This window comes from Bacteroides sp. Phil13, from assembly GCF_001940965.1.
Taxonomy (GTDB): Bacteria; Bacteroidota; Bacteroidia; order Bacteroidales; family Bacteroidaceae; genus Bacteroides; species Bacteroides intestinalis.
This window is the reverse complement of the sequence record NZ_MSHA01000012.1, coordinates 13,055-30,329: the sequence shown is the minus strand read 5'-3', so window position 1 is coordinate 30,329 and position 17,275 is coordinate 13,055. Positions and strand designations below refer to the sequence as shown.

At 39.9% G+C, this 17,275-nt stretch carries 19 protein-coding genes; all 19 read right to left on the bottom strand.

Features of this window, described 5'->3' with window-relative positions; translation table 11 throughout:
* Positions 1-161: 161 nt before the first annotated feature.
* The 19 genes from BWI44_RS02345 to tsaD all read right to left on the bottom strand — a co-directional run bounded on the left by BWI44_RS02345 (position 162) and on the right by tsaD (position 17,252).
* On the bottom strand, positions 162-1,292 hold the full coding sequence (locus tag BWI44_RS02345) for a universal stress protein (RefSeq protein ID WP_117693559.1): 1,131 nt from the start codon (positions 1,290-1,292) through the stop codon (positions 162-164).
* Between the two features lie 83 nt (positions 1,293-1,375).
* Positions 1,376-1,648: a hypothetical protein gene (locus BWI44_RS02340; RefSeq protein ID WP_007218563.1), complete on the bottom strand. Its 273-nt coding sequence runs from the start codon at positions 1,646-1,648 to the stop codon at positions 1,376-1,378.
* Positions 1,649-1,846: 198 nt separating this feature from the next.
* Complete coding sequence (locus BWI44_RS02335) at positions 1,847-2,686, bottom strand: tetratricopeptide repeat protein (protein ID WP_138293219.1); 840 nt, start codon at positions 2,684-2,686, stop codon at positions 1,847-1,849.
* A 12-nt stretch (positions 2,687-2,698) separates the two neighbouring features.
* Positions 2,699-4,543, bottom strand: coding sequence for a BatD family protein (locus BWI44_RS02330; protein ID WP_138293220.1), 1,845 nt, complete (start codon positions 4,541-4,543; stop codon positions 2,699-2,701).
* A gap of 22 nt (positions 4,544-4,565) precedes the next feature.
* Positions 4,566-5,282: a tetratricopeptide repeat protein gene (locus BWI44_RS02325; protein ID WP_007214244.1), complete on the bottom strand. Its 717-nt coding sequence runs from the start codon at positions 5,280-5,282 to the stop codon at positions 4,566-4,568.
* On the bottom strand, positions 5,266-6,312 hold the full coding sequence (locus BWI44_RS02320; RefSeq protein WP_007214245.1) for a VWA domain-containing protein: 1,047 nt from the start codon (positions 6,310-6,312) through the stop codon (positions 5,266-5,268). Before BWI44_RS02320 ends, BWI44_RS02325 begins: the two co-directional genes overlap by 17 nt.
* Before the next feature lie 42 nt (positions 6,313-6,354).
* On the bottom strand, positions 6,355-7,338 hold the full coding sequence (locus BWI44_RS02315) for a vWA domain-containing protein (RefSeq protein WP_007662474.1): 984 nt from the start codon (positions 7,336-7,338) through the stop codon (positions 6,355-6,357).
* A 58-nt stretch (positions 7,339-7,396) separates the two neighbouring features.
* Positions 7,397-8,476 (bottom strand): hypothetical protein, encoded by a 1,080-nt coding sequence (locus tag BWI44_RS02310; protein ID WP_007662473.1) that lies wholly within the window; start codon positions 8,474-8,476, stop codon positions 7,397-7,399.
* Between the two features lie 8 nt (positions 8,477-8,484).
* Positions 8,485-9,354: a DUF58 domain-containing protein gene (locus BWI44_RS02305; protein ID WP_007214248.1), complete on the bottom strand. Its 870-nt coding sequence runs from the start codon at positions 9,352-9,354 to the stop codon at positions 8,485-8,487.
* 129 nt (positions 9,355-9,483) lie between these two features.
* Positions 9,484-10,479, bottom strand: a complete 996-nt coding sequence (locus BWI44_RS02300) for an AAA family ATPase (protein WP_007218568.1) — start codon at positions 10,477-10,479, stop codon at positions 9,484-9,486.
* A gap of 264 nt (positions 10,480-10,743) precedes the next feature.
* Positions 10,744-12,045: an HU family DNA-binding protein gene (locus tag BWI44_RS02295; RefSeq protein ID WP_286810940.1), complete on the bottom strand. Its 1,302-nt coding sequence runs from the start codon at positions 12,043-12,045 to the stop codon at positions 10,744-10,746.
* A gap of 33 nt (positions 12,046-12,078) precedes the next feature.
* Positions 12,079-12,351, bottom strand: a complete 273-nt coding sequence (locus tag BWI44_RS02290; RefSeq protein WP_022393897.1) for an HU family DNA-binding protein — start codon at positions 12,349-12,351, stop codon at positions 12,079-12,081.
* A 77-nt stretch (positions 12,352-12,428) separates the two neighbouring features.
* Positions 12,429-13,727 carry a 30S ribosomal protein S12 methylthiotransferase RimO gene (gene rimO / locus BWI44_RS02285; RefSeq protein ID WP_195209738.1) on the bottom strand — a complete coding sequence of 433 codons (1,299 nt, stop codon included), beginning with the start codon at positions 13,725-13,727 and terminating at the stop codon, positions 12,429-12,431.
* Positions 13,724-14,683 (bottom strand): signal recognition particle-docking protein FtsY, encoded by a 960-nt coding sequence (gene ftsY / locus BWI44_RS02280; protein WP_007662460.1) that lies wholly within the window; start codon positions 14,681-14,683, stop codon positions 13,724-13,726. The genes rimO and ftsY overlap by 4 nt, the downstream gene beginning before the upstream one ends.
* Positions 14,684-14,822: 139 nt before the next feature.
* Positions 14,823-14,981, bottom strand: coding sequence for a DUF4295 domain-containing protein (locus BWI44_RS02275; RefSeq protein ID WP_007662457.1), 159 nt, complete (start codon positions 14,979-14,981; stop codon positions 14,823-14,825).
* A gap of 12 nt (positions 14,982-14,993) precedes the next feature.
* A complete protein-coding gene (rpmG, locus tag BWI44_RS02270) occupies positions 14,994-15,182 on the bottom strand; it encodes a 50S ribosomal protein L33 (RefSeq protein ID WP_002560155.1) in 189 nt (62 codons plus the stop codon).
* Between the two features lie 22 nt (positions 15,183-15,204).
* Positions 15,205-15,465 (bottom strand): 50S ribosomal protein L28, encoded by a 261-nt coding sequence (rpmB, locus tag BWI44_RS02265; RefSeq protein WP_007214256.1) that lies wholly within the window; start codon positions 15,463-15,465, stop codon positions 15,205-15,207.
* A 121-nt stretch (positions 15,466-15,586) separates the two neighbouring features.
* Positions 15,587-16,054, bottom strand: a complete 468-nt coding sequence (locus tag BWI44_RS02260) for a CinA family protein (protein ID WP_117706508.1) — start codon at positions 16,052-16,054, stop codon at positions 15,587-15,589.
* Positions 16,055-16,229: 175 nt separating this feature from the next.
* Positions 16,230-17,252, bottom strand: coding sequence for a tRNA (adenosine(37)-N6)-threonylcarbamoyltransferase complex transferase subunit TsaD (gene tsaD, locus BWI44_RS02255; protein WP_195209737.1), 1,023 nt, complete (start codon positions 17,250-17,252; stop codon positions 16,230-16,232).
* Between the last annotated feature and the right edge of the window lie 23 nt (positions 17,253-17,275).

Genomic DNA, 17,275 nt, shown 5'->3' with positions numbered 1-17,275 from the left:
GTGCCTTAGTTTTGACACATCTCCTTTTTATTTTTTAGGAGCTTCTTACTAAATACTAAATTTTTATAATAGGGAAGTATAATAATCTGGTCCAATGAATATTAGTATTATATATTAAACATAATACCGATTATTAATTTGAAATGCTCGCGCTATTTACTTTAGCTTGGGCGTCCATAAATAACTAACAGCGGTGTATCGGAATGAAAAATCATCTTCCGAGCAATACCTGGATTAAATAAGCGAGAGAATATATTGCGTTTATAAGTAGTCAACGTAATTATATCAATATGATTAGTTTTTATGTAATTATCTAAGCTGTTCAAGAAATCATCATTCATCACAACATCATAATGAATTTCCAGGTCCGGATACTGTTTTTGAAAATATTCCTTAATACCACCTAATTTAATTTCATTCCAAGTGTCCTTAACATCTGACAGATGAATCAAAGATACAGAGAAATGAAATGGCTTTAAAGCAGCAATCAAAGAATCGAATGCAATTAAATCCCGTTGATCAAAATTGGTGATAAATGCAATACGTTTAGCTTCTGCCAACTGTTTAAATGGAGTATTCTCGGGAATGGCTAAAACTGGTACACGGCTTCGCTCAATGACCTCAGCAGTTACACTACCAATTAAATCTATATCTTTCTGATTTTTACCACGAGTCCCCATAATAACAATACGTGACCGATATTCCTTCGAATAACGAAGAATTTCCTCTTCTGGAATACCTTCACGCAACACACAATTATATTTTACATTCGGAAACTCTCCTGAAGTTACTTTTGCTTTTACCTTGTCAGATAAAGTATTTAAGTCTGCATGAACTTTTTGTAATATGTTTTTTACATTTTCATCGTCTGTTAGCTGATAATTAAAAACGTCTCCATAAGGTAATGACGTGGTATAGATTGGTGTAAAATAAACATGAAGCAACACAACTTCCGCTCCCATATTCTGAGCGAAATTAAAACCAAACTCACATGCCTTCATTGAATAATTAGAAAAGTCTACAGGAATTAAGACCTTATTACTCTCCTTTTCTACTTTGGGTGACTTCCCTCCCACTACCTCTTCAGAAAGCCAAGCAGAGCTCTCAGTTATCTTCAATGCACGCGGTAGATCGCTTTCTTTTATACGTAAGCGCACACCTGAAGACACTACAGGTTGTATTTGATTTACATTATGAATATAGGTTTCAATACCTTCATTTTCAAGCACATTCTTCAATATCTGAGCTTTTGCATAAGTCAGAATAGCTAAGGTTACTAACTTGTCTTCCATAATCAACTGTTTTTACTTTATAAACAAATAAGAAATCCCAATTGTTTGTCTATCAATTGGGATTCATTTATAACTTTCTTTTCTTAAGCTCGAACAGGCTCAGCACTGGCATTCATCTCATCTAGAATTTTTAGAGCTCTATCAAGGACGGTAGTATCATCCAACATAACCAAACCACCATCCGGACCAGGCTCTAAATGTATCCCAACACTCTTACCCTCCTTAAAATTGTGACCGCCAAAAAAATTTCTAACTGTATCGACGTTCAATCCGAGCTCATCGGCTATTCTATGCATACTACCAGTAGGTAATGAATCTTTAATTCTGCGAAGTTCATTAAATGTTATTGTTCTCATATTTATAAATTTAATGGTTAATAACTCTGTGAGTTTCACTTATCACGCTATAAACTTAAGGAAAAAAAAAGATAAAACAAACTATTTCGGTGTCTTTTTTACAAAAATAAAGAAGCCTGTCAAAAGGAGATTTGTATTTTCCCTTTCAACAGGCTTCTTTCTATTATTAACTATCTTATTATGAAAGAATTATATCTATCAGATAACTTCAACAGATGACGCAGGTACCCATCCTACTTTACCATCCTCTAAGCGGATTTCTTTCCATTCACGCATGGAGTTATCTTTAATTTCAACCTTCCGTCCCTCATGCAATATGAACAAACTGGTGCCACTTTCACTCGGAGTACTACGTACTGTTACACTTGGAGTTAGTACGATAGCATTGTTACGATCCAATAGCTCATTTTTCTGTTGAAAAGCAAAGACATTCGCTAATATAACTAATACCAGAAATACTATCCCTGCAATAAATCCTATTTTCTTCCACACGATTTGCTTGGAAAAGAAGAAGAAATAAAGAAATGCAAGCAACAAAAAGAAACAAACAACGCCTACCTTTGCCCAAGCATCCACACTCAAACAATTAATCAACGATTTCGTCCAGGATACAAAGAAAACCTCGGGTACGGGAATCACTTTATCAATTGTTTTTGCACGAGCAATCTCCAAATTAGCCCGAATATCAGCATTGCCTGGCTGTATTAAAAGTGCACGCTCATAATTTAAAATGGCTTTTGCTATATCATCAGCCTTATAGTAGCTATTTCCTAAGTTATAGTATACCTCAGCCGCTTCTCCTTCTTTCAGCAGAGCTTCATATATCTGAATAGCAGAGGCATAATCATTCTTCACATATGCGCTATCTCCTTCTGCTTTTGTCACACTATTCTCTTGCGCAGCAGCTGAAAATTCAGTGTGTGAACCTATTGTCACCGAATCATTCGCTTGTTGTAATGTATCCGATGCAGTCTGTCCAGAAGAGGTCAATGCCATTAACAGGCCAACAAAAGTAAAAAACAGTATTTTTTTCATCATATAACCTCCTAATTAATGTTTAATCGAATTCTCCATTTTACTTATTACTGCTAATGAAGCCGAATAGACTTTATCCATAGCCTGATTATCATCGCCAGGAGCAAAACGGGCAAACTCACAATCATTCAATGCAGCCAGGAATTCTTTAATCAATGCATCCTCCACTCCATATTTACGAAGTTCCTCTTCAATATTATCTTTTGAAAGTCGAGAAACCGGAATATTCAATTTATCGCTTATATATCCCCAAAGAGCCTTCAAAACTTCGTCATAGAAAACATCTTTTTTATTCTCAGCTAACAACTTACCAGCTAACTTCATACGTTTAACAGCAACCTTATTTGCCTTTTTCGTACGCATTTTCGCAACGTTAGCATTAGCTGCTATCTGCTTACGGTAAACAATAAAGAAAATGATAAACGCAACGCCAGGTACTAAATAGAGCAACCAGTACAACATAGAGTCAAAGAAGAAGTCTCCTTTTTGAGAAAGCGTCACATCATTTTGCTTGATGAATCGAATATCCTCATTCAAGACTTTCAAATCCTCTTTATTCGTAAAGTTAGCAATAGTTTGCGCTGCATTTCCTTCACCTTTCTCTACATGCAATTCATACTCTTCGGTAGTCAATATCTTATAAGTACGGGATTTGATATCAAAATAGCTGAATTTCACCGCTGGTATTTTAAATGTTCCGGCATTGCGTGGAATAGCCAGATATTCAATAACCTTACTACCCGAAAGTCCTGCACTTGTCAGCCTGAATTTATTATCAACTTTAGGGTCATATACCTCGAAGTCATCTGGGAATTTCACCTCAGGATCACCTATTAACTTCAAATTACCTGTACCGGAAATGACGAGTTTAATAGTTACAGCATCGTTTGTCTTTACATTAGTACTATTAATGGAAGAAGAAATGCTAAACTCTCCCACTCCACCGGAAAAATCAGCAGGTTTATCGCCCGGTAAAGGCTTCACATCTACAGTTAGTTTCGGTGTCATCAATGTCTTTTTGACTTCAATGTAGTTACTGCCACCATTAAAGAAAGCCTCAAACGGATCAGATACATGAGTAGCTTTAGCAATAGAAGCATCAAAACGTGCCGGATCAATAGTCAAATTACCAGACTGCTGCGGAAACAGCACAAATTGCCGGTAAACGGTAGTTTGATAATTCCGTCCCTTATAATGTTCCAAGCTCCATTTTCTATCACCCGGAAGTTCTACTTCTTGCGAATGAAATCCCTTAAAATCAGGAAGTTTCACATTGTCAAAGCCGCGAAGGTCAACCAGAGTGTAAATTTTATAAGTCAGCAAAAATGCTTCTTGTTCATACACATTGGTCTTACTAATAGTAGGTAAAATAAAGAGGTCCTGATTGGAAACAGAAGTTCCTGAAGAAGCACGGCTGGTATTGCCCTGCTGACGACTACTACCTTCGCCTGAAGAAGCTGCTCCGGCCTGATCTGCTGGCAGAACCTTGATTTGCACAGAATTAGAAACCATCTGATTACCATCGGCTGTAATTGTAGCTCCCGGAATTGTGAAACTACCCTCAGCAGTAGCCATCAGTATATAAGTGAAAGTAATACTGCTAGTTGAGGTCGATACCCCATTAACTATTTGCATACTACTTTGCTGAGAGCGACTGGGACCCATCAGTACGTCAAATCCCTTAATAGAGGGAGCACGGAAATCTCTCACCTTCTGTGTAGTCACTGTATATGCCAGTCTGAACTGGTCTCCCACCGCTACAGCATCAGGAGCTGATGCGGTAAATGACACCTTGTCATCAGCCAAAGCTTGCAGACTGACTACTACCAGTGCTATCCATAAGAAAATCAATTTTCTCATATATTATCGTATCTTTTATTATTTACCAATCCTTTTCCAAACGACCACCCTGGATAACTTGCTGTTTTTTCACCTTATCCTGTACATCTTTCTCATCCTGCATCACCGACTTCAAAAGCTGTTCTGCATTTTCCTTTGACATCTGATTTTCTTGTGGCTGAGGAGGTTGCTGCTGTTGATCCTGGTTCTGCTGATCTTGTTGATTTTGGTCTTGTTTGTCTTTATCTTGTTCTTTTTCCTGCTCCTTTTTGTCCTGATTCTGATCTTGGTTTTGGTCTTGATTCTGCTGATTCTGTTCCTGATCTTTCAACATTTTCTGAGCCAAAGCCAAGTTATAACGCGTCTCGTTATCTTTCGGATTATTACGTAGTGACTCTTTGTATGCTTCCACAGCTTTGGCATAATCCTTACCAGAATGGAATATTACTCCCATATTATGATAGATTTGAGCAAGATTACCCTTATCTTTCTCCATTTTAGTGGCAGCAACAAACTGCTCCATAGCCTCCTGCAACTTATTCTGTTGCATAAGCGTATTACCCAGATTATACATGGATATCGCCGACTTCGGATTCACATCAATAGCCTTCCGATAATTCACTTCAGCATTTACATACGTACTATCTTTATAAGCACGGTTTCCCTTACGAATATAGTCGCGTTCCGCTTTCTGTGCGGAAACTGAAATAGCCGTCAGTAGCAGCAAGATAATTCCGATAGTTCTATTTCTCATCATCATACCTTTCTTCCTTTTTAAACAGATGGATATTACGGAATAACGGGTTTTTACGTTCCAAAATCAGCATTTCAGCCAACAACAGTAACAATATAATCCATGCAACAGCCTGGAATTGTTCGTTGAACTCTGTATAAACCTGTGTTTCTACATCCGCTTTCGCCATTTTATTAATCTCCTGAGCAATCACCTTTTGTGCAGCATTTGAGTTGTCTACACGCACATAAATCCCATCTCCTGCCTGAGCTATTTCCTGACACATCTGCTCATTCAAGCGGGTTACAACCACGTTTCCATCACGGTCACGGCGGAAGTCATTGGTTCCTTCTACGGGGATAGGTGCACCATCAGGCATACCCACACCCAGAACACTGACTTGAATACCTTTTTCTGCAGCAGCCTTGGCAGCTTCCACAGCTCCGCCTTCATGGTTTTCACCGTCAGTAATAACGATGACGGCACGCCCTACTCCTTCCTGGGGTGTAAAACTGCGGGTAGCCAGATTAATAGCTGCACCGATAGCCGTACCCTGCTTGGATATCAACGACGGATTAATAGATTCCAAAAACATCTTGGCAGAAATATAATCGCTTGTAATAGGCAACTGTGTAAAGGCATCACCGGCAAACACAATCATACCTACCTTATCATTCTCCATCTTGTCAACCAATTGTGCTACCAGTCTCTTGGCCTTCTCCAGACGACTGGGTTGTACATCTTGTGCCAACATAGAGTTAGAAATATCCAACGCAATCATTACCTCTACTCCCTGACGCTTCACAGTCTCCAACTTAGAGCCAAACTGCGGACGTGCCAGCAATACAGCAAACAGTCCGATTGCAGCAAACACCAGCCAAAACTTCACATCCGGACGATATTTAGATACATCCGGCATCAACTGTGCCATTAGCACCGGGTCGCCAAACTTGCGGATCGCTTTCCGTCTCCGATAATTGGAGTACAGGTAGAAAGCCGCCAAGAAAGGCAACAGGAGCAACAGGTATAAATATGTAGGTTCTTCAAATCGAAACATCTTTCTATGTACAATTTAGTAATTTACAATTAATGCATTGTTTTAAGGTATCTTCTTCAAGATAGAATTACGAAGCAATACTTCAAGTAACACGCACAAGAATGCCGCCAAAGCAAACCAACGGTATTCTTCCTGGCGCTTGCTGTATTCCTTCACATTCAACTTGGTTTTCTCCAACTTATCAATCTCCTCATATACCTCTTTCAGCTTAGAATTACTGGTGGCACGGAAATAATTACCTTCTGTGGTAGCCGCAATCTGCGTCAGTGTCTTTTCATCAATCTCCACCGGCATATTGACATACTGCACAGTGTTACCCACCGGATAAGGATACGGAGCCATTCCGTTCGTACCTACACCAATAGTATAAACACGAATACCAAAACTCTTAGCTATTTCTGCCGCAGTCAGCGGAGATATATCTCCTTTATTATTTGTACCATCCGTCAACAGAATGATTACTTTAGACTTCGCTTTACTGTCTTTCAAGCGGGTAACGGCATTAGCAATACCCATACCGACTGCTGTTCCATCTTCAATAATACCACACTTAATGCCTTGAAACAGATTCAGAAGCACTGCATGATCCACCGTCAACGGACATTGCGTAAAACTTTCACCGGCAAATAAAGTTATACCGATATTATCATTGGGCCGACCATTAATAAACTCCGCAGCCACATCTTTAGCAGCTTCCAGACGATTCGGTTTCAAATCCTCTGCCAGCATACTGGTAGATACGTCGATGGCCATCATAATATCTATACCTTCAATTTCACTGTTTTGCCAGCTATTAGTAGTTTGAGGACGCGCCAACACTACGATAATCAATGCCAAAGCAATAATCCGTAACATAAAAGGCACATGCAACAAATAGTTCTTATAACTCTTCGGCGTATGAGCATATACACGAGCATCCGAAATCTGAAGTGTAGCTTCATTATTCCTCCGCCTCATGATATACCATACTATATAAGGTATAAGCAACAGCAGCAAAAACAAATATTCAATATTGGCAAAAACCATTGTATTTACTATTTAACAATTTACTATTTAAGATTGGAGTTACCCTTAAATTCTACTACTACGCAAAATAATTGTATAACTGCATTCCAATATAAACGAACGAACCAATCAAGGCAACCGACAATACTACGATGCCTATGCCCAGCAATATTTTAGTACGCAATGAACGTTTCTCAATGATGGTAATTTCAGTGGGTTGCGGTTTTGCATTCTCCACTTCTTTCTCCTTGGTTTCATTGATAAATTCAATGGCATTGATCAGATTCGCATCATTTTCGTTCATCAACGGATTATGTTTAGCGAACTTCACCAAATCGGCAGTCTCAAAAAGAGAACGTAAATCTGCAATAGCTTCTTTATCTTGCATTTCAAGCAGCTTTTCTATAATCTCCGAAGAGGTCATTTCCAAAGCATTGAAACCAAAACGCTCTTTAATATACGTACGCAAAATATCTGTCAATTCCGTGTAATACTCCTTCGGCTGTCCCTTTTGCCATACTTTTTCCCCTTTGATACGCTCTATTTCTTTCATCGCCATCTGATGCGGAGGTAACTTCGGTTCAACCTTTACCTTACGGATGATAGGTTTATTGTCACAGATACGCATGATCAGATAGATAAGTAATAATGCAATCGGAATAAGCAATATGCCACAGGTGATAATCCCATACCAATCTTCCCACACAAAAGGAGGTTGCATTACTGTCTTCGGACCAAAAAACTGTTCCGGATTCTCTGGATCCAATGGCACATTCATCGAATATACCTTCAGTGCCAATGCCTTCGAACGATATGCCTTATTATCCACCAATACTTCCATCGGTGGCAGATAATACAATGCCGAGTCGAATGATGTAACAGTATACTCCTGCGTAATCAGCATTCGTTTATCATCATTTATATACTGCGTATCCGGCTTTGCAACATCTATAATCTCCACACCACTTACCAGTGTATCCGTATAAACAGGGAAAATAGCCCGTTTATCGGCATCCAAGGCTACCTGAAGTTTAATCTTCGCCTGGTCACCGATATAAATTTGCAGAGAATCAATGGTAGCATCTACTGTTACCGACTGAGCCACTGCCTTGCCAGTCAACATCCCCAATAGGGTTATCAGAAATAGATATCTTTTCATTTTTCCGATTAATTTCGTTTCGCAAACAAATTCATCAATGCTTTGACATAGTCCTGATCGGTGCGTACCGACACATTATCGACATTACTTTTAGTGAATGTTTCGTTCAGTTCCACCTGTTTATTCACCCACCAGTCGTGATGAGCACGACGAACAGCACGCGACGAAGTATCAATCCACTGCTCATGTCCGGTCTCAGCATCCTTTATTTTCATCAAACCGATAGCCGGCAGTTCCTCTACCCTGCGGTCATACACCTGGATAGCCACCATATCATGTTTCCGGTTGGCGATAGTCATTGCATTCTTAAAGTTCCCCTGATCGATGAAATCGGATAACAGGAAGGCTGTACAACGACGCTTCATCACGTTTGTCAGATATTCCAGTCCGAGCCGGATATCAGTCCTTCGACTCTCCGCTTTAAAGTCAATCAGTTCGCGAATAATATATAAGATATGCTTACGCCCTTTCTTAGGCGGAATGAATTTCTCTATCCGGTCAGAGAAAAAGATAACCCCGATTTTATCGTTGTTTTGTATAGCCGAGAAAGCCAACGTTGCAGCTATTTCCGTCACCATATCCTTTTTCATCTGCTTCACCGTACCGAATTCCAAACTACCGGAAACATCCACCAGCAACATAACGGTCAGCTCGCGCTCTTCTTCGAACACCTTCACGTAAGGCTTATTGAAGCGAGCGGTCACGTTCCAGTCAATGTCGCGTATGTCATCGCCAAACTGATATTCGCGTACCTCGGAAAATGCCATACCCCTACCCTTGAAGGCCGAATGATACTGGCCAGCAAAGATATTGTTGGATAATCCGCGCGTCTTGATTTCAATCTGACGGACTTTTTTTAACAGTTCACTTGTTTCCATCTATATCGTTAAATAATTCCGTTAATAAATACCGGCAACGTTCTTTAAAAACGTTGGCAAGATTCTTTAAAAACGTTCACACCATTTATTAACAGGTCTCGGAAGACCTTTTTAAAAATGCCTACTTAATTAAGGTACTTCAACCTTATTCAGTATTTTGCTGATGATCTCGTCAGAAGTCAAGTTGCTGGCCTCTGCTTCATAAGTCAATCCGATACGATGACGCAATACGTCATGAGCCACGGCACGAACATCTTCAGGAATCACATAACCACGACGTTTGATGAAAGCATAAGTACGGGCAGCCAATGCCAGATTGATAGAGGCACGGGGAGAACCACCGAAACCAATCATATCTTTCAGTTCCTTCAGATCATATTTCTCCGGATAACGGGTAGCAAATACAATATCAACAATGTAGCGTTCAATCTTCTCATCCAGATATACCTGACGAACAACTTTACGTGCTTCAATAATCTCCTGAGCTTTCAGAATAGGCTTCACATTGAATTTATCGCCATTGATATTCTGGCGGATAATCATTTTTTCTTCTTCCATCTTCGGATAGTCGATAACCACTTTCAGCATGAAACGGTCCACCTGTGCTTCAGGCAGCGGATAAGTACCTTCCTGCTCAATAGGATTCTGTGTAGCAAGTACAAGGAAAGGTTCGGGCAACGGGAATGTTTCCGTACCAATAGTTACCTGACGTTCCTGCATCGCTTCCAGCAAAGCACTCTGTACCTTGGCCGGAGCACGGTTAATTTCATCTGCCAAAACGAAGTTGGCAAAAACAGGTCCTTTCTTTACTTGGAACGTTTCGTCTTTCTGACTGTAAACCATTGTACCGATAACGTCAGCAGGCAGCAAATCGGGAGTAAACTGTACACGACTGTATTGTGCATCGATCAATGAGGCAAGCGTCTTAATCGCCAATGTCTTTGCCAAACCGGGCACACCTTCTAATAATACGTGTCCATCAGACAGCAAACCGATTAACAATGACTCTACCAGATGTTTTTGTCCTACGATGATCTGGTCCATACCAGCAGTAAGGTTGGTAACAAAAGAACTTTGTCTTTCAATCCGCTCGTTCAGTTCGCGGATATCAATTGTTTCAGCCATAAATACTATTATTTTTATTGTTTAAATTCCATTGATTTCTCCAGTATGCTACTGGTAATTATTTTTTTCGCTCCCAAAAGTACAGGAATAAATTAACCATACCAACTAATTTTTATTAAAAAACAATTAGATTAAACTACTTTCATAGAGTTTAGTAGTTAACAATAGTTTCTGAAAAGAATTTCAAATTCGCAGACAGGAATAAATAGCAAATCACCCCTGCAAGTGAAGTATTATCAACTTGCAGGGGTGCAATATTTTCTTTTATTTCTTTTCGAGCTCCGGTATCTTGATTACAGTACCATACGGCACATGATCGGGATTCTTTATAACACCCGAATTATACTTCACAATATAGGGCCACAGGGCCTTAGTCCCGTAAAAGCGAAGTGCAACCTTTGTCAGAGTTTCTCCTTCCTGGATAGTATGAGTAGCTTTCGTTCCTACAATCTTATAATTTACAGAGTCTGGCTCAAAAGGAGTTGCAGCAGCTTTCTTTGTCTCTTTTTTAGGAGCAGTAGCAGGAGTCTCCTGTTTTGCAACCGGTTTCGGCTCTTCAACAACTTTAGGAGTAACAACTTCTGCCACAGTATCTTTCTTCGCAACCACAGTTGTGGTATCTTTTCGAACAATACTATCCGTCAGAGCGACCGGAACGGCCGGCTTCTCCACCTTTTCATCAGCAACTTTCTCTGTTGATGGCGTAGACATCCTATCCAGTAAATCCGGATAATACATAAAAGTAACAGCACCTACACACAATAATACTACAAGCACTACAATTCCGATAAAAAACTTCATGGTGGAACTGCCTGCTTTATTCACAGGAGGTGATGGAGGCTCAGGAACCTCATAAGTAGGCACTAAATCTTCTTCCTCGAACGGAAGAGCCGATTCAGCCTGATAAACAGAAGGCGTTTCTTTCGAAACTGGTTCTTCTTTTATATCCTCTACGGTTTCCTCAACAGTCTGAATCACTTCTTCTTCAGCTGTCTCCATCAATTTTTCTTCAGCAATTTCAGTTTTCTCTTCAATTACTTCAGCCACTTCCTCTATACTTTCTATGGATTCCTCTGTAATCTCAACAGCCTCTTCTATCGACTCTTCTATATTTCCTTTAGCCGTCTCCTGAACAACAACCTGTGATTCTACAACAACTGTAGAACTTTCAGGCTCTACAAAATTTTCATCTTTTTCCTCTTCCTCAGAATTATCCTCCACCGGTGTATCTTCTAACACTGTTTCATCATTCAATACCACAGTTTCAAAATGCGAAAAAGGTTTGTTTATCAAATCTTTTAAAGTTGGCTCCGGAGTAAATGAAACCTTTGTATGTCCTTGTATTTCAAAACGTTCGCCCGTATTTATATTTACGCTTTCACGACTATCCACGTCAATCAGCTTAAATGTACCCAAGCCTTTAATCTTCACATACTTATCACTCTCCAACGATTCTTCAATCAACTGGAAAAATTCTTTCACGAAGCTCTCAGCATCCGTTTTATCCATGCCATGCTTTTCGGCAAGCAATTCTATTAAATTCTGTATGTTCAGCTTTTCATTCATATTTACGAAGGGTTACTTGAGTAGAAGACGGCATTATTTAAACTTATCTTTCAGAGTCGTACTGGGCCTATAGGTCAACACCAACTTAGGCGGAACCAGCATACGCAACTTTGTCGTTGGATTGATGGTAATACGCTCTGCTTTCTTCTTTACCTCAAAAGTACCGAAACTTTGTACAGAAACAATATTCCCTTCTTGCAGCTGTTGTGTCATGTCCGACAGCAAAGATGCAATTAGTTCGGATGTATCCTTTATGGTATATCCCAATCTTCGTGACAGTTCTGAAGTAAATTCCTTATTATTCAAAATCCAGCTATTTTTATAAAGTTCGGTGCTATATTAGCAAAACTTCCGCATATACACAAATTCTTAGGGAAAATTATTTAAATAACCTGTCCAAAAAGGTCGAAATCATCGGAACTTATTATCTCTACCTGGTAAAAGTTACCAATAAGCAACGTTTGTTCACCACGCTCTATCAAGACTTCCGGATCCACTTCAGGAGAGTCAAATTCAGTACGGCCGATATAATAATCCCCTTCCAGACGATCAATAATAACTTTCATGGATTGCCCCACTTTTGCAGCGCTCAATTCGGCAGAAATACCTTGTTGAATGGACATTAATTCATCCAAACGTGCCTGCTTTACTTCCTGAGGTATTTCATCCTCATAATGTGCAGCTGCGTAAGTACCTTCTTCCTCTGAATATGCAAAAGCCCCCATTCTATCGAAACGCACCTTACGAACAAACTCTTTCAACTCTTCAAAATCCGACTCCGTTTCTCCGGGATGCCCTACCATTAAAGTAGTACGCAAATGAATACCAGGTACTTCTTTGCGGAATTGTTCTATCAGTTGATAAGTTTCTTCCTGAGTTACATGGCGGCGCATTTTCTCCAGCATTGAATTGCTAATGTGCTGAAGAGCTATATCCATATACTTACACACATTAGGACGCTCACGCATCACCCGGAACAAATCTGTAGGAAAATGTGCAGGATAAGCATAATGCAAACGAATCCATTCTACCCCGGGAATTTCAGATATACGTTCTATAAGTTCAGGAAGCATTTGCTTCTTATACAAATCCACACCATAGTAAGTCAACTCCTGAGCTATTATCTGAAACTCTTTTACTCCCTTATTCACCAAATAACGAACTTCATCCAAAATTTCCTCTACCGGTCGCGATACATGCCGCCCTGTAATAATCGGAATAGCACAATACGAACATTTCCGGTCGCATCCCTCCGATATTTTCAGGTATGCATAGTGTTTAGGAGTAGTAAGAGTACGCTCTATATGAAGTTCTTCGTGATAGACTTTACCTAGATCCAGCAATAACTCCGCCCAGTTAAATTTACCATAAAACTTATCAACCTGCGGAATTTCAATCGCTAATTCTTTCAGATAGCGTTCAGAAAGACAACCCATTACATATAACTTTTCCAGATTTCCTTCTTCCTTTGCCTGTGCAAATTCCAGGATCATGTTAATGGATTCCTCTTTAGCATCACCGATAAAACCACAAGTATTGATAACAGCAATCTCTCCTTTAGGCTTTTCCGTATCATGAGTCACGTGATATCCGGCTTCTTCCAACTGGCGCATCAAATGCTCCGAATCCACCAAATTCTTAGAACACCCTAAAGTTATGATATCAATTGTTTTCCGTTTCATGCATTCTCCCCAAACAACGAGTCAACAAATTCTTTCTTACGGAACACCTGCAAATCTTCCATACCTTCACCCAAGCCAATATATTTAACAGGTATCTTAAACTGATCAGAAATGCCGATAACAACTCCACCTTTCGCCGTACCATCCAGCTTAGTGATAGCCATTGCGGTTACTTCCGTAGCTAACGTAAATTGCTTAGCCTGCTCAAATGCATTCTGCCCGGTAGAACCATCCAGTACCAATAGAACTTCATTAGGAGCATCAGGAACCACTTTCTTCATTACATTTTTAATCTTAGTCAACTCATTCATCAAGCCGACCTTATTGTGAAGGCGACCGGCAGTATCAATAATTACCACATCAGCATTGTTAGCAACAGCAGAGCTTAATGTATCGTAGGCCACAGAAGCCGGATCAGCTCCCATCTTTTGTTTTACGACAGGTACTCCTACCCGTCCACCCCAGATATCCAACTGTTCCACAGCTGCTGCACGAAAAGTATCCGCTGCTCCCAGATAAACGCTTTTGCCCGCTTTCTTGAATTGGTAAGCCAACTTACCAATAGTAGTTGTTTTGCCAACGCCATTCACCCCTACTACCATAATTACGTAAGGTTTCTTCGCAATCGGTGCTTCAAAATCATCTACATCGTCCGAATTATTTTCCGTTAGCAAAGCAGCGATTTCATCACGCAAGATAGTATTCAGCTCCTGCGCATTCATATATTTTTCAGATGCAGCACGCTTTTCTATACGTTGAATAATATTTAACGTCGTTTCTACACCTACATCCGAAGTTATCAGCACTTCTTCCAGATTATCAAGCACTTCATCATCTACTTTCGACTTTCCTGCCACAGCACGGGCAATCTTTCCGAATACACTTTCTTTCGTCTTAGATAATCCTTTATCTAAAGTTTCCTTCTTTTCCTTTGAGAAAAAACTAAAAAATCCCATATCCTATTTTTTTGTACAATACATTATGCCACAAAGATATAACAAAGTAATGAAAGTACGGGGATAAAGTACAAAAAAAATCCCCTTACCGGAATACGATAAGAGGATTTTATAATTAAACGTCTTTCGACGGACTATCTTATTTCTTGAAAAAGTCTTGTACTTTTTCGTTCAATACCATTTGTTCATCAAAGATGTAAGCACCAGTCTTCGGAGACTTAACCATCTTGATAACCTTTGTATAAGCACGACCTTCTTTAGAACCTTCGTGCAAACTTGCTACAGTTTTCTTTGCCATGGGTTATACTTATTATTTAATTTCTTTATGTACTGTTACTCTCTTCAGGATCGGATTGTATTTCTTCAATTCCAATCTTTCAGTTGTATTCTTTCTGTTCTTAGTAGTGATATAACGAGAAGTTCCCGGCATACCGCTATCTTTGTGTTCTGTGCATTCCAGAATCACCTGTACTCTGTTACCTTTTGCTTTCTTTGCCATAATCAGTATTCTCCTCTACTTTTTAGCCAATTACTTTAATGCTTTTCCAATCACAATAACCTTTTGCTACTGCGTCGTTCAAAGCAGCGTCCAGTCCTTTCTTATTAATAATACGCAGACCGTTAGCACAAATGCTAAGGCTGATCCAGCAATCTTGCTCTACATAGTAGAACTTCTTGTTAAACAAGTTCAAATCAAAGGTTCTCTTAGTTCTTCTCTTTGAGTGTGAAACATTGTTGCCAATCATGGCTTTCTTTCCGGTAATTTGACAAATCTTCGACATTTCTATCTTATTTTTATAGTTTTTATCTATACTTATTTCAAACAGAGCGCAAAGTAAGTACTTTTATCGATACCAAACAAGTTTTTCATAAAATAATTCATTGTCTGATAGCATTTTTTCTTCATTTTAAGCACTCACAGAGCATCATTAGAGCATTTTGAATGGCTTTTTGCACATTTCCACCCCTTCCATCATCTCCCTCTTGTCTGAAAGTTACAATTTCATTTTTATAGGCAGCAGCAATCCATACCGTTCCGACGGGCTTTTCCGCTGTCCCCCCTCCGGGACCTGCAATTCCTGATGTAGCGACAGCGCAATCTGTTTTCAACGCTTTCATCGCACCTTTCACCATCTCGATAACAGTCTCCCGACTGACAGCTCCATATTTCTCCAAAGTTTCAGCAGAGACATGGAGCAGAGACATCTTCACCTCATTAGAATATGCCACAATCCCTCCATTAAAGTATTCCGAACTCCCTGGAACTGAAGTCACCAGAGCTGCAATACTGCCTCCTGTACAGCTTTCTGCGGTGGAAAGGGACAAATTCTTCGATTTTAATAACTCCCCAATCTTTTCTTCCAGCTTCATATACCTTATATATATATTATTTCTGTATTTTGTTCTATTTTTCCTCTCCATATCACCAAATCCGTATCAACTCCGTGTTTGCTCCGTATCTATACACTTGGACTTGGTATGGAGTTGGTATGGACCAGACACGGACCAGGTACGGTGCAGGCCGAAAAGTGCTCTAAAACTCCTTTTATTGCAACGTTACACGTGAGTAAGCCGGTGCATCTATCGAACAGAAATCTTTATCCTGATATTTGAAATAACCTGTAATCGCAATCATAGCGGCATTATCCGTCGTATAGCTGAATTTGGGAATAAATATATTCCACCCATACTTTTCAGCATGTTCACGAAAGGCATTGCGCAAGCCATTATTAGCAGAAACACCACCAGCCACGGCTACTTGCTTTATCTTATGTTCTTTAGCAGCCTTACGGAGCTTATCCATCAGGATATCCACTACGGTAGCTTCAAGCGAAGCTGCCAAATCGACCTTATGATGTTCGATGAAATCGGGGTCTTCCTTTATCCAGTCACGCAAAGAATACAGGAATGAGGTTTTCAAACCGCTGAAACTATAATCTAATCCAGGGATATGAGGTTTGCTAAAAGTAAATGCCTTCGGATTTCCCTGACGGGCCAACTTATCAATAATCGGACCACCGGGATACCCCAATCCCATTACCTTCGAACACTTGTCGATGGCTTCTCCAGCAGCATCATCAATCGTCTGCCCTAAAATCTCCATATCATTGTATGCCTTTACCAGGATAATTTGCGAATTTCCTCCCGATACAAGCAGGCAAAGGAAAGGAAATTCAGGCTGAGCATTCTCTTCACCTTCTGCTTTAATAAAATGAGCTAACACATGACCTGTCAAATGATTAACATCAATCATAGGAATACCTAAAGAACGAGCAAAACCTTTGGCAAATGACACACCTACCAACAAAGAACCCATCAATCCCGGTCCTCTGGTGAACGCCACTGCACTCAATTCTTCCTTAGTCACTCCGGCGCGTTTCAATGCTTCATGCACCACCGGAACTATGTTTTGCTGATGTGCACGTGAAGCTAATTCGGGAACTACACCGCCATAGGCTTCATGCACCGCCTGACTGGAAACGACGTTTGATAGCAGGTATCCATCTTTGATGACGGCAGCAGAGGTGTCGTCGCAAGAGCTTTCTATTCCTAAAATTATTGTACTCATATCGTTATTTACGTTTAAACGCT

Bases quoted from the DNA above. Each gene is read 5' to 3' on its own strand.
- BWI44_RS02315 (WP_007662474.1), bottom strand. From the start codon at position 7,338: ATGGTTTTTGCCAATATTGAATATTTGTTTTTGCTGCTGTTGCTTATA.
- BWI44_RS02320 (WP_007214245.1), bottom strand. From the start codon at position 6,312: ATGTTTCGATTTGAAGAACCTACATATTTATACCTGTTGCTCCTGTTG.
- BWI44_RS02345 (WP_117693559.1), bottom strand. From the start codon at position 1,292: ATGGAAGACAAGTTAGTAACCTTAGCTATTCTGACTTATGCAAAAGCT.
- BWI44_RS02340 (WP_007218563.1), bottom strand. From the start codon at position 1,648: ATGAGAACAATAACATTTAATGAACTTCGCAGAATTAAAGATTCATTA.
- rimO (WP_195209738.1), bottom strand. From the start codon at position 13,727: ATGAAACGGAAAACAATTGATATCATAACTTTAGGGTGTTCTAAGAAT.
- BWI44_RS02325 (WP_007214244.1), bottom strand. From the start codon at position 5,282: ATGATGATGAGAAATAGAACTATCGGAATTATCTTGCTGCTACTGACG.
- BWI44_RS02260 (WP_117706508.1), bottom strand. From the start codon at position 16,054: ATGAAGCTGGAAGAAAAGATTGGGGAGTTATTAAAATCGAAGAATTTG.
- BWI44_RS02295 (WP_286810940.1), bottom strand. From the start codon at position 12,045: ATGAATGAAAAGCTGAACATACAGAATTTAATAGAATTGCTTGCCGAA.
- BWI44_RS02335 (WP_138293219.1), bottom strand. From the start codon at position 2,686: ATGATGAAAAAAATACTGTTTTTTACTTTTGTTGGCCTGTTAATGGCA.
- ftsY (WP_007662460.1), bottom strand. From the start codon at position 14,683: ATGGGATTTTTTAGTTTTTTCTCAAAGGAAAAGAAGGAAACTTTAGAT.
- BWI44_RS02275 (WP_007662457.1), bottom strand. From the start codon at position 14,981: ATGGCAAAGAAAACTGTAGCAAGTTTGCACGAAGGTTCTAAAGAAGGT.
- BWI44_RS02310 (WP_007662473.1), bottom strand. From the start codon at position 8,476: ATGAAAAGATATCTATTTCTGATAACCCTATTGGGGATGTTGACTGGC.
- rpmG (WP_002560155.1), bottom strand. From the start codon at position 15,182: ATGGCAAAGAAAGCAAAAGGTAACAGAGTACAGGTGATTCTGGAATGC.
- rpmB (WP_007214256.1), bottom strand. From the start codon at position 15,465: ATGTCGAAGATTTGTCAAATTACCGGAAAGAAAGCCATGATTGGCAAC.
- tsaD (WP_195209737.1), bottom strand. From the start codon at position 17,252: ATGAGTACAATAATTTTAGGAATAGAAAGCTCTTGCGACGACACCTCT.
- BWI44_RS02305 (WP_007214248.1), bottom strand. From the start codon at position 9,354: ATGGAAACAAGTGAACTGTTAAAAAAAGTCCGTCAGATTGAAATCAAG.
- BWI44_RS02300 (WP_007218568.1), bottom strand. From the start codon at position 10,479: ATGGCTGAAACAATTGATATCCGCGAACTGAACGAGCGGATTGAAAGA.
- BWI44_RS02330 (WP_138293220.1), bottom strand. From the start codon at position 4,543: ATGAGAAAATTGATTTTCTTATGGATAGCACTGGTAGTAGTCAGTCTG.